Raw genomic sequence first — 12,008 nt, 5'->3', positions numbered from 1 at the left:
CGCGATCGTGCGATGACCTGCGTTCGATGAGGTGAGGGACGCCCTGGCGACATGCTTCACGCCAGGGCGTCCCTTCTTGTATTCACTCTTTTGGCTGTCTCGCTCTGTGGGAGGCTCCGGCATAAGGGTGGTGCGGCTACGGCTACCGGGCTACAGCCGGTAACCTTCCGCTGCTGGCGTTTTCTTGCGGATGGGCCATCCGGACTGCCGGTGGCCTGGTCTACGGAGGTGTGTGGATGCGGCTCGCGGTGATCCCAGGAGACGGGATCGGGCCCGAAGTGGTCTCCGAGGCGCTCAAAGTGCTCGGTGAGGTCGTACCGACGGCGGAGACCACGAACTACGACCTCGGCGCCGCCCGGTGGCACTCCACCGGTGAGCTGCTGCCGGAGTCGGTACTCGGTGAACTCCGTCAGCACGATGCGATCCTGCTGGGCGCGGTGGGCGACCCGACGGTGCCGAGCGGCATTCTGGAGCGTGGCCTGCTGCTGCGTCTCCGGTTCGAGCTCGACCACCACGTGAACCTGCGCCCCGCCCGGTTGTATCCGGGTGTGCGCGGCCCGCTCGCCGAGGGTGGCGAGATCGACATGGTCGTCGTACGTGAGGGCACCGAAGGCCCTTACGCCGGCAACGGTGGCCTGCTGCGCAAGGACACCGACCACGAGATCGCGACGGAGGTCAGCGTCAACACGGCGTTCGGCGTCCGGCGGGTGGTGACCGACGCGTTCAACCGCGCCGAGGCGCGGCCGCGCAAGCACCTGACGCTCCTGCACAAGACGAACGTGCTGGAGTACGCGGGTTCGCTGTGGTCGCGGATCGTCGAAGAGGTCTCGCTGGAGCACCCGGAGGTGACCGTCGCGTATTCCCATGTGGACGCGGCGATGATCCACCTGGTGACCGACCCGTCCCGGTTCGACGTCATCGTGACCGACAACCTGTTCGGCGACATCGTCACCGACCTCTCGGCGGCGGTGACCGGCGGCATCGGGCTGGCGGCGAGCGGGAACCTCGACATCACGCGACGGAACCCGAGCATGTTCGAGCCGGTGCACGGCAGCGCGCCGGACATCGCGGGCCAGGGTCTCGCCGACCCGACCGCCGCGGTGCTGTCGGTCTCGCTGCTGCTGGACCACTTGGGACAGAAGGAAGCGGCGCGGCGGATCGAGGCCTCGGTCGCCTTCGATCTGGCGACCCGCGACCAGGCGTCGCCCGGTGCGACGCACGCGATCGGTGACCGGCTCGCGGCGCTTGTTTCGTCGAACGTGCGCCCGGTCACACAGTAGTTCTCTCGTAAGTACATGAAGGCCCCCTTCCTTGCACCCAGGTGCGGGAAGGGGGCCTTCATGTACTTGGGGGCGGTCTCAGCGGATGGGAAGTATCGCCCGGCTTGTGGACGCCCGGTGAGACCGTGTGCCATGATGCGTTCGTGACCTCCTGCACCATCATTATCGCCGAGCGCGCCGGATAACCGCTCCACAAGAGCCCCCGGCGCGCAACCTCTCGCACCCATGCGGGAGGTTTTTTTGTTGCCTGAACCAGTTTCACCACCACCACGAGGAGTTCCCCGTGACTCGCAAGGAGCCCGCCGATACACCGCTCGGCGACGCTTTCCACCTGTACGACACGACGTTGCGCGACGGCGCGCAGCGCGAGGGGATCTCCTACTCCGTCACGGACAAACTGGCGGTGGCGAGGCTGCTCGACGATCTCGGGGTCGGGTTCATCGAAGGCGGATGGCCGGGCGCGCTGCCCAAGGACACGGAATTCTTCGCCCGCGCCGCTTCGGGTGAAGTGAAACTGAACCACGCCGCCCTCGTCGCCTTCGGTGCGACGAGGAAGGCCGGAGCCAAAGCGGAGCAGGACGCGCAGGTGCGGGCCCTGCTCGATTCCCAGGCCCCGGTGATCACGCTGGTGGCCAAGTCGGACCTTCGGCACATCGAGCGCGCGCTGCGGGTCGACGTCGACGAAGCCTGCGCGATGGTGCGGGACACCGTCGCCTTCCTCGTCGGCGAAGGACGTCGCGTCTTCCTTGACGCGGAACACTTTTTCGACGGCTACGCGTTCTCCCCGGACACCGCCCTGAAGGTGCTCGACGCGGGAATGAACGCCGGTGCCGACGTCGCCGTGCTGTGCGACACCAACGGCGGCCAGTTGCCGCTCGGTCTCGCGGAAACCGTCCGCGAGGTCAAGGAAAGGACCGGATTCCGGCTCGGAATCCATTGTCAGGACGACACTTCCTGCGCGGTGGCGAACTCCGTCGCCGCCGTGCAGGCCGGCGTGACGCACGTCCAGTGCACCGCCAATGGTTACGGCGAACGGGCGGGTAACGCCGATCTGTTCGCCGTGACCGGGAATCTGGTGACCAAGCTCGGCATGGAGGTCCTCCCGACCGGAGGCGCCGCCGAGCTCACCCGTGTCTCCCATGCCCTTGCCGAAATCGCCAACCTCGCCCCCTACACCCACCAGGCTTACGTAGGGGCGTCGGCCTTCGCCCACAAGGCGGGACTGCACGCGAGCGCGATCAAGGTGGATCCGTTGCTGTACAACCACATCGATCCATCTTCTGTCGGCAATGACATGCGGGTACTGGTCACCGAGATGGCCGGCAGGGCCAGCCTGGAGCTCAAGGGACGTGAGCTCGGGGTCGACCTTGCCGGCCAGCCCGAGGCGCTGACGAGCGCCGTACGCAAGGTGAAGAAACTCGAATCCGAAGGCTGGTCCTTCGAAGCCGCGGACGCTTCACTGGAACTGCTGCTGCGGCGGGAGGTCGACGGCCCCCAGAGCGACGTCCTCGACGAGCCGCCGTTCGAACTCGAGTCGTACCGTGTCGTCCTGGACCACCGCTCCGACGGCGAGGTCGTCTCGGAGGCGACGGTGAAGGTGCACGTCGCCGGGCAGCGCGTGATCGCGACCGCCGAGGGCAACGGCCCCGTGCACGCGCTCGACGCCGCCCTGCGCGAGGCGCTCAGCCCGCATCTGTCCTGGTTGGACAGTGTCGAGCTGGCCGACTACAAGGTGCGCATCCTGCCCGGTCACCCCGGCACCGACGCCGTCACGCGCGTGCTCGTCGAGACCAGTGACGGAGAGCGGGAATGGACCACCGTCGGCGTGCACGGCAACATCGTCGAAGCGAGCTGGCTCGCGCTGTGCGACGCGCTCGTCCACAAGTCCCTCAGCGAGGGCCCGGCGTGAGGAGTCGTACAGTGGGGGAGTGCGTCTAGCCCGAATTGCTCATCCCGGTGGTGTCGCGTTCGCTTCGATCGAAGGGGACGGCGACGACGCCCAGGTACTGGAAATCGCCGAGCACCCCTTCGGCAACAAACCCAACTTCACCGGCAAACGCTGGCCGCTCGCCGACGTCCGGCTGCTCGCGCCGATCCTGCCGTCGAAGGTGATCGCGGTCGGCCGGAACTACGCCAAGCACGCGGCCGAGTTCGGCAACGAGATCCCCAAGGACCCGATGCTGTTCATCAAGCCGTCGACCACGGTGATCGGCCCGAACGTGCCCATCCGCCGTCCGCGCGGTGTCGGCCGCGTCGACTTCGAGGGTGAGCTGGCGATCGTCATCGGCCAGCCGGTCAAGAACGTGCCCGCCGCCCGCGCGGCGAGCGCGATCCTCGGCTACACCGTGGCGAACGACGTCAGCGCGCGTGACCTGCAGAAGTCCGACGGCCAGTGGGGCCGGGCGAAGGGTTTCGACACCTTCTGCCCGCTGGGCCCGTGGATCGAGACCTCGCTCGACGCGGCCGACCTGGCGCTCAAGTCCGAGGTGGACGGTGAGCTCAAGCAGGACGGCCGGACGTCGGACCTGGTGCACAAGGTCCCCGAGCTGATCGAGTTCGTGTCCGGGGTGATGACCCTGCTGCCCGGCGACGTCATCCTGACCGGCACGCCCGAGGGCGTCGGCCCGATCGAGGACGGCCAGTCGGTCTCGATCACCATCGAAGGCATCGGCACCCTGACCAACTCGGTCCAGGACGTCTAGCCCGCTCTGAACGGCCCGTTCCTCGCAAGGGACGGGCCGTTCATGGCGTTCAGGAGCTAATCACCGGCCGGTTCCATCGCCCGCCGCGCGAAGGCCGGGGCGTGCTCGGGTCGCAGCCCCAGGCCCAGCAGCCGCGCGGGGACGTAGGACAGCACCGGGAAGCGGCTGAACAGCTTCACCATCACCGCGGGCGGGCCGTTGCGCCTGCCCTCCATCACCGGTCGCATGACGTTCTTGTGCAACAGCCGTTGCAGCCCCTGAACCAGCATCGTGGGCGCCAGGCGGCGTTTACGGACCTTCGCCAGGTCCGTCACCGACGGCCTGCCCCGGCGCAAAGGTTCGGCGAGCAGGGTGGCGGCCGCGACGGCGTCCTGCACCGCGAGGTTGATGCCGACCCCGCCGACCGGTGACATCGCGTGCGCGGCGTCACCGATGCACAGCAGCCCGTCGAGGTGCCACTTCCGCAGCAGGTTCATCTTGACGTCGAGGAACCTGACGTCGTCGGTCGTCTTGAGCTCGTCCACGCGGTCGGCGAATTCGGGGCAGACCTCGGCGACGTTCTCCCGGAACCATTCGATGCCCTTGGTCCGCAGGTCTTCGCCCTTCGGGCCCAGGTAGGCGACCTGGAAGTAGCCCTTGCGCGGCAGCGGCACGGCGAACCGGCGGTTGCGCATCTTCGGGGTCAGCCTGCCCTCCAGTTCGCCGTCCTTGCGCGAGATCCGGAACCACCACGCGTCGAACGGGGTGTCGTACTCCTTCGAGATCAGCCCGGCCTCGCGCCGGGCCAGCGACCAGCGACCGTCGGCGGCGATCACCAGGTCGGCGCGCAGTTCGCCGGTGACGCCCTCGGAGGTGCGGTAGCGGATCCCGCTCACCCGGCCCTGCTCCATGACCAGCCCGGTCATCTCGGTGCTCTGCCGCAGCGTGAACGTGGGTTCCTTCGCGCCGGCGTCGGCGAGCAGGTCCAGGAAGTCCCACTGCGGGACCATCGCGATGTACGGATGCGCCACCTTCAGCCTGGTCAGGTCGGCCAGGCGCATCATCGTGCCGTCCTCGGCGGGGAAACCGGCGTAGGAGATCTCGCTGTGCGGCAGGCTGAGGAACTTCTCGCCGAGGCCCAGTTCGTCGAGCAATGTCAACGTCGACGGGTGCACGGTGTCGCCGCGGAAGTCCCTCAGGAAGTCCGCGTGCTTCTCCAGCACCGTGACCTCGACCCCGGCCCTGGCCAGCAGCAATCCGGCGACCATGCCCGCGGGGCCACCGCCGACGACCACGCAGTTCGTGCGTTCGTTCATCCGTCCCACCCCTTCGAAACCCTTATTCATCACCTGTTGAATAAACTCAGGATGCACCCGTCCGACCGGCGCGTCAAGCGCCATCCGGCGGATACGCTGATCGGGCTATGGCCTGGGTTTCACCGGTTCGCGTGCTCTCGCCGATGATCGAGACGACTGTCCAAAAAGGATTCGATGGTGGGTGCACGGTCCTCGAAGGACGGCGATCGCGGTAATGCCCTTGTGGACGGTCCGCACTTCAAGTCACGCAAGGATTTCCGGTGTCGTCACTGCGTGTGTGCACTCTGGATCGGACCGGAGGCCGGGTATCGGCATTTCACCCGGCTGGTCGCGTTAGCCGTTGTCCGGTAACTAAAACACGTCATCTCACCAACTGGGAGTAGAGTGCCCGCGCCGGAACAGAGCAGTCTTAATCACCTCATCGGCAGAGTCGCGATCGCGCTGGGTGCCCTAGCCTCACTTGGTGGATTTCGCTCTCGTGCCCCGGACCTCGTCACGAACCACGCCGGACGCTCCGGAGGGAGCCCCCTGGGAGCCGCCGGAGTTACGCTTGGTGTGTCTGGACATCGATGACACGCTGATCGACTGCACGGCCGCGATCCGGGTCAGCCTGCGCGCGCTCACCGGCCGGAACGATCTTTGGCCACTGTGGGATCTCATCACCGAAGAGCATGTCGCGCTGGTGGTCGCCGGCGAAATCGATTACACGACCATGCATCACACGCGTACTGAATGTTTCCTCGCCGAGATCGGCATTCTCGCCGACGAAGAGCAGGTCAGCGGCTTCGAAAGACGCCGCCGTGAAATCCTCACCCGTTCGTGGCAATTGTTTGAAGATGTCCTCCCGTGCCTGGAATGGCTGCGGGCCGCCGGCGTACTCGTCGCGGCCGTCACGAACGCCTCGGGCACCCATCAGCGCAAGAAGATCGCCGATCTCGGCCTCGCCCGGTTCTTCGACCACGTGGCCATCGCCGGTGAACTCGGAGTAGCCAAACCGGACGCGGCGATGTTCCACTCGGTCTGCCTCGGCCTCGGCTGCGACCCGGCGCAAGCCGTCCATGTCGGCGACAAGCTCGACACCGACGCCATCGGCGCCCGCGACGCCGGCCTGGGGGCCGTGTGGCTCGACCGGGACGGCATCGCCGAGCGTGCCCCGGCGGGCGTGCACACGATCTCCGGCCTCGATGAGCTCCCTGAGCTGCTCGTTTCCGAGTTCGCGAAGCTCGGCGTCCCGGCCCAGCGCGCCACGGAGACCCCCGCTTTCACGGTGCGGAACAGCGTGCTCTAGTATTTCCTCTCGTGCGGTGCTGAGCCGGTCAAGACCGGCAGTGTTGGTTTACTGACCAGCACCTCACTGGGGTATGGTGTAATTGGCAGCACGACTGGTTCTGGTCCAGTTAGTCTAGGTTCGAGTCCTGGTACCCCAGCTGGAGAACTCTCCGGAGTGAAACACAGAGTGACCCCCCTGCAAAGGCGGGAAACCCGGTCTGGTAAGTTTCTCCACAGCAACACAGCAGGTGAACAACTGAAAAACCTCCTCTTAGAGGAGAAATTCCTAGCCCCCGTCGTCTAGCGGCCTAGGACGCCGGCCTCTCACGCCGGTAGCGTGGGTTCGAATCCCATCGGGGGTACGTACAGCTTCCACCCAAAAAGTCCCGACCGTTTCGGTCGGGACTTTTTGCATTTCGGCGGAAGTCATCGCGTCGCTGATCCTTTCTGCGGCCGCAGCGGTTTCCGGTACCTGGTCGACCGGCAGTTTGGTGGTAACGGTCACTTGGTCCGCTGCATCATGCATCTTCACGGTGAGCCGGGGGAGCGCTTCGAGAAGGTTCAGATCAGACGAAGTGGGTTTCGCCGTCTGCTTCTTGTCTTTTGCGTCGAGGTGCGCCGTGGCGCTGTCGTCCACTGTGGCCTGCCCGGCTTCGATATTCCGGCAAAGGAGACATGTCGAGTTCAGCGGCTCCGGGGTGTGTCAACCGACACCCCCGATGGCACGGTGACCCTCACCGCTGCCCTCGACGCCACGGGCACCGCCATCCTCGCCGTCGCCGACCGGGGACACCGGCGCGAACGCCCCGACCCCGCCAGCCCTGAATACCTGGTCCTCCTGGTTCTCTGTCGTTGCGGGACAGAGAACCAGGAGGGAGGCGCGTGGCATCCCGGCGCGAAGCGACGTCCTTTGCGCTTGCGGGCTTTAGCGTGATCGGCAGATCGCGTTGTCGACCAAGCGCGTCTTGGCTGCCATCTGGTCCTTGATTTTGCCGTCGTTCGACAGCGACACGATCACGCTGGTCCGGCCATCGTCGGTGACGGCGCCACCGGTGGCGAAGCCGGGGGTGCCGCCGTCGTGGAACCAGGTGACGATGCCACAGTTCGTCACGTGGCGGAGCACACCGAGTCCGTAGCCGTCATAGAGCCCGCGCGGGTCCGTGGTCTTCATTTCGGCCAGCTGGGCGGCTGGGAGCAGTTTGCCGCCGAGCAGCGCGCGCCAGAACTTGCCGAGGTCCTTGGTGGTCGACACGATCTCTGCCGCCGCGCCGCCCCATCCGAGACTGACCTCGGTGCTGCGGAACGCTCCGGTGCCGGTCAGCGTGTATCCCTCGGCGTGCGGCCACGGCAGGAAGGGGGAGTCGCCGGGCAAGGTCGTGTCGTGCATGCCGAGCGGCCTGATGATGCGGTCCCGTACTTCGTCACGCCACGACCGGCCGGTGACCTTTTCGATGATCATGCCGGCGATGATGTAGTTGACGTTCGAGTACTCCCACTTGCTGCCGGGTGCGAAGACCGGCGGATGCGCGACGCTCAGTTCCACGACCTTTTCGGGGGCCATCCGCTTGAATTGGTGCTTGCGGAAACCGGCTTCGGTCTGCATTTCGATTTCCGCGGTGTGCGGGTAGTCGTAGATGCCGCTCGTGTGCTGGAGCAGGTTGCGTACCGTGATCAGGTTGCCGTCGTTGCCGTTCCCTTGCACGAGATTCGGCAGCCATTTCTCGACGCTGTCGTCCAGTGAAATACGGCCTTGCGCGACAAGTTGCAGCAGCACGGTCGCGGCGAAGGTCTTGGTGTCGCTGCCGATCCGGAAGTGGCCGTTGGTCGGCACCGGCACGTGGTGGCCGCGCACGGAAGTGCCGCTGCTGCCAACACTTTCCTTACCTGGCGACACCAGGCGTGCCTGGACGCCCACGGCGCCGGAATCCCGGATGGCGTCCAGGTCACGCTGCAGATCACTGGGCGATGCCTGCGCCACACCCGCCGTCAAAACAGTTGCCGCTATCGCGACTACAAGAGCTTTTCGCATGCGGCGAGAATACTGACTTCGAAGTCTGTCGACGATCTACTGAACGCTACTTTCCAAGGTAGCGCAGGCACCACCCTGTCGTGCAGAACTCCGCTGTGGACGGTGGTGCCTACGCTACCACGGATGTGGATGCTGGCGCCATCACGCTGCCGGGCGTGACTTGCGAGGATTTCTTCATGGAGCTTAAGAGGAGAACAGTAATGGCGGCGGCGTTGGCGGCGTCGTTTTTCATTCCGGCGGTCGCGCAGGCGGCACCGGCCGACCGGCAGACTGACCCGGTTCGCGCGTTGGAGCAGATGGCCCGTCCGTTGCTGTGGACCGAGCCTGGCCGTCCGACGGTCGATTTGCGTGCGCTGGGGCAGATGATCGGTGATGCGAAGGTGGTCGGGCTCGGCGAGGCGACACATGGTTCGCACGAGTTCTTCGCGATGAAGGAGCGGGTGTTCCGGTATTTGGTCGAGCAGAAGGGATTCACCGCGTTCGCGCTGGAGGTGAGCTGGTCGGCAGGTGTGAATATCGATGAGTACCTGCAGACCGGGAAGGGTGACGTCCGCGAGGTCGTCGCCAAGAACCTGGCGGGCAGCCCGTGGGATCGTGAAGAATTCGTGAGCCTGCTGCAGTGGATGCGTGCCTACAACCGCGATCATCCCGGCCGTACCGTGCACTTCCTGGGGCACGACATCGGTGCGCCCGCGGTGGACGACGCGTTCTTCGAGCGGGTCACCGGGTACGTGCGCAGGGAGCATCCGGAGAAGCTGCCGCAGCTCACGGAGCTCTACTCCGGACTGCGCCCGATCGACGCGTTCACGTACCTGAACAAGCCGTTGGCGGAACGACGACAGCTCGCAGCCAAGGCCAAGCAAGCACTCGATCTGGTCAGCGGTATGAGTGATCCGTGGGTCGTGCAGCACGCGCGCAATATCGCCTGGACGGCTGAATTCCTCAGCGTCGACGCGGCCGACGAGGCCACAGTGCCGGAGTTCACGCGTCTGCGTGACCGGGTGATGGCGGAGAACGTCGAGTGGTGGCAGCGGCGGCTCGGGGGCAAGATCCTCACGTCGGCGCACAACAACCACGTCGGGTACCTCGCGGCCGACTACCCGGTACACCCGAAGACGCAAGGTGCCTTCCTGCGTGACGCTTTCGGCAGCGACTATGTTCCGATCGGCTTCACCTTCGAGCGTGGCTCGTTCCTGTCGACGAGCGAGTCGGTCGGCGGCGGCGACTGGCAGAAGTTCACGGTGGGCGCCGCCGCGCCGGACACGGCGGAGGCCACGCTCGACCGGGTCGCCTACGAGGACTTCTACCTCGACCTCCGCACCGCGCCCACGCGGGCACGGGCTTGGCTGGCGGCTTCGCATCCGACCCGGTTCATCGGCACCCAGTATCCGACCAAGATCCAGAACGTCAAACTGACCCAGTCGTTCGACGTCGTGATCCATCTCCACGACGTCACTGCGGCCGCCAAGCGCTCGTGACGGTTCGTCCGGCCGTACGGAGCGGTGGGTACCGCGAACGTGTGCGCGGAGAAACTGGTGCGTTATCGGCAAACCGGTGACCCGACGACGGTCAGGCCGTGAACCGCGGACAGAACTCGGGAGATCACCGATTCCCCAGACCCGTTCGTCACCACGGTGCGGGCCTGTTTCACCGGAGCAGGAAGGTGTTGACGGCAGGCGACACCTTGCCAGTGCGTGGCATTGCGCCCGCTGGACCTTGCGGGGGTTGGCGCCGACGTCGCGTGCTTTCCGCGGTGCCGTGCCGGTCAGCGGGCGGTGTCCGGGTGGTGGACTCTGAGGTCGCCGTAGGCGGGTAGCGCGACGGCCAGGTCGGTGGGAGCGCCTCGGAGAACGGTGTCGAGGAAGGCGAGAGTGGCCGCGGCGACGACCCGCGGGCTTTCGGTGCGGCCCAGTGAGCCGACTATCGAGGGCACCGGCGGCAGGTACAGGGGGCCGTCGGTGAAGGTGAGGTGGGCCGCGCCGGGGATGGTGAGCCGGTAGCTCGTCGCGGTGCCGCGTTCGAGCGCCTCGGTGAGGCGGGGCAGGTAGCGCGGGTCGGTTTCCGGGGTGATGGCTTGGGTGAGCACGAGCGCGGGCCGGTCGAGGGCGGGCGATACTGGGCCGTGCGGGTAGCCGTCGAGATCGATGACGGCCGCGAACCGGTGGTCGTTCCGGACGGCCTGCAGGGCGGCGGCGCCTCCCAGGGAGTGGCCGGTCGCGGCGACCCGGCCGGTGTCCAGGCGGCCGGCCAGCGGGTCGGCGCCGTCAGCGCGGTCCAGATCCGTCAACCGGGTGAGGACGAAGCCGAGGTCGGCGGCCCGGACCGAGGTCCAGCCTGCCGCCAGTTCCTCGTCCTTGTCCCGGTCGCCACTGGAGACGGTCTCGGTGGTGATCGTCCGGCCGTCGGCCAGGACGACGGCTGCGGAGTCGTACGGGTGGTCGAGGGCGGCGACCACGTAGCCACGGCTGGCCAGCTCCTCAGCCCAGGCGGTGTTCTGAGTGCGCACCCCGCTGGACCCCGGCGAGAACAGCACGATCGGGAACCGTCCGCCTTCGCGGGCCACCGGGGCACCGAAGACCGAATGGGTGCGGGCGCGCGGAACGTCGTCCATCAAGAACCCCGGCAGGCCGGTTCCGCGGGCGAGGGCTTCGGAGACGGTGCGCGCTTCGTCTTCCGTGCGTCCGAGATAGGGCGCCCGCGGTGCGTCCGCGGGGCTGTTCTGCGCGGGGTACCAGAGCTGGGCCACGACCGTGCGCCGGTCGAGCGGATCGGCGGTGAAGGTCTCGGGGCGGAGCGGGTCGGTCCACTGCAGCACGCGGGTGCCGACCGCGAACGGCCCCGAAGGCCCAGGAAATACGGGGACGGGAAAGGCCCAGGCGGCCACGACGCCCGCGGTGATCAGCCCGGTGCAGGCCAGCGATCCCGGCAACGCGAGCCACCAGCGAGCCCGACGGCCGGTACGACGTCGCAGCAAGGGAGAGAAGGCGAACGGCGCAGCGAGGAGGGCGCCTGCCAGCACCGGCAGCAGCTGCCAGCGGATCCCCGTCACGCCCAGCGCGATCGCGGACACCAGGAGCGCCGCTCCCGCAGCGATCGTGGCACGGGAGCGTGCGGCGGGCGGAAGCCAGCGAGCCATCACCAGAGCGACGGCACCAAGCAGCGCAAGGATTTCCAGGAGGGACAGGTTCAGTCCCGTGATGATCTCGGTCACCCGGCCATCGTCGGCGCCGGGGAGGCGCGGCCACATCGCTCCCCGGTCGCCATTTCCCGGCGACCGGGAGCGTAATCCGGAGCGCGTCCGGTGCGACGGCAGTGGCAATCCGGCAGGTCGGATCGGCGACCCGGTTGCGACCGCGGGAGGTGGTGGAACTCCTCCTCAGGTCGCATCCCGGCCGGATGCCGTCAGACGCCGGTCTCATGTGCGTGGCGGTGC

General features: G+C 67.0%; 8 protein-coding genes and 2 tRNA genes. 7 read left to right on the top strand and 3 right to left on the bottom strand.

Annotated features, from left to right (window positions below; genetic code table 11):
* The first annotated feature begins 236 nt into the window (after positions 1 to 236).
* From AMYAL_RS0108435 to AMYAL_RS0108425, 3 genes are all read left to right on the top strand, one after another.
* Entirely contained in the window at positions 237 to 1,280 is a 1,044-nt protein-coding gene (locus AMYAL_RS0108435) for a 3-isopropylmalate dehydrogenase (protein ID WP_020630865.1), read from the top strand.
* A gap of 283 nt (positions 1,281 to 1,563) precedes the next feature.
* Positions 1,564 to 3,189, top strand: coding sequence for a citramalate synthase (gene cimA, locus AMYAL_RS0108430; protein ID WP_020630864.1), 1,626 nt, complete (start codon positions 1,564 to 1,566; stop codon positions 3,187 to 3,189).
* Between the two features lie 19 nt (positions 3,190 to 3,208).
* Positions 3,209 to 3,982, top strand: a complete 774-nt coding sequence (locus AMYAL_RS0108425; protein WP_020630863.1) for a fumarylacetoacetate hydrolase family protein — start codon at positions 3,209 to 3,211, stop codon at positions 3,980 to 3,982.
* 56 nt (positions 3,983 to 4,038) lie between these two features.
* On the opposite strand, the gene AMYAL_RS0108420 is transcribed toward AMYAL_RS0108425, so the two are convergent.
* A complete protein-coding gene (locus AMYAL_RS0108420; protein WP_020630862.1) occupies positions 4,039 to 5,277 on the bottom strand; it encodes an FAD-dependent oxidoreductase in 1,239 nt (412 codons plus the stop codon).
* 553 nt (positions 5,278 to 5,830) lie between these two features.
* Between AMYAL_RS0108420 and AMYAL_RS0108415 the strand changes: the two genes are divergently transcribed.
* The 3 genes from AMYAL_RS0108415 (at position 5,831) to AMYAL_RS0108405 (ending at position 6,908) form a co-directional block, all read left to right on the top strand.
* Positions 5,831 to 6,565: an HAD family hydrolase gene (locus AMYAL_RS0108415; RefSeq protein WP_020630861.1), complete on the top strand. Its 735-nt coding sequence runs from the start codon at positions 5,831 to 5,833 to the stop codon at positions 6,563 to 6,565.
* A gap of 67 nt (positions 6,566 to 6,632) precedes the next feature.
* Positions 6,633 to 6,704 (top strand) — tRNA-Gln (locus AMYAL_RS0108410).
* Between the two features lie 131 nt (positions 6,705 to 6,835).
* Positions 6,836 to 6,908: transfer RNA gene (locus tag AMYAL_RS0108405), tRNA-Glu, on the top strand.
* A gap of 563 nt (positions 6,909 to 7,471) precedes the next feature.
* On the opposite strand, the gene AMYAL_RS0108400 is transcribed toward AMYAL_RS0108405, so the two are convergent.
* Positions 7,472 to 8,575 (bottom strand): serine hydrolase domain-containing protein, encoded by a 1,104-nt coding sequence (locus AMYAL_RS0108400; protein WP_026466861.1) that lies wholly within the window; start codon positions 8,573 to 8,575, stop codon positions 7,472 to 7,474.
* Positions 8,576 to 8,775: 200 nt separating this feature from the next.
* Here AMYAL_RS0108400 and AMYAL_RS0108395 point away from each other — a divergent pair, with 200 nt between their 5' ends.
* Entirely contained in the window at positions 8,776 to 10,053 is a 1,278-nt protein-coding gene (locus tag AMYAL_RS0108395; protein WP_020630859.1) for an erythromycin esterase family protein, read from the top strand.
* Between the two features lie 287 nt (positions 10,054 to 10,340).
* Here the strand turns inward: AMYAL_RS0108395 and AMYAL_RS0108390 are convergent, their stop codons facing one another.
* Complete coding sequence (locus AMYAL_RS0108390; RefSeq protein ID WP_245192835.1) at positions 10,341 to 11,786, bottom strand: alpha/beta hydrolase family protein; 1,446 nt, start codon at positions 11,784 to 11,786, stop codon at positions 10,341 to 10,343.
* Between the last annotated feature and the right edge of the window lie 222 nt (positions 11,787 to 12,008).

Source organism: Amycolatopsis alba DSM 44262 (genome assembly GCF_000384215.1).
Lineage (GTDB): Bacteria > Actinomycetota > Actinomycetes > Mycobacteriales > Pseudonocardiaceae > Amycolatopsis > Amycolatopsis alba.
Note: the sequence above shows the minus strand (reverse complement) of the source record. Positions and strands in the feature narration are given on the sequence as shown.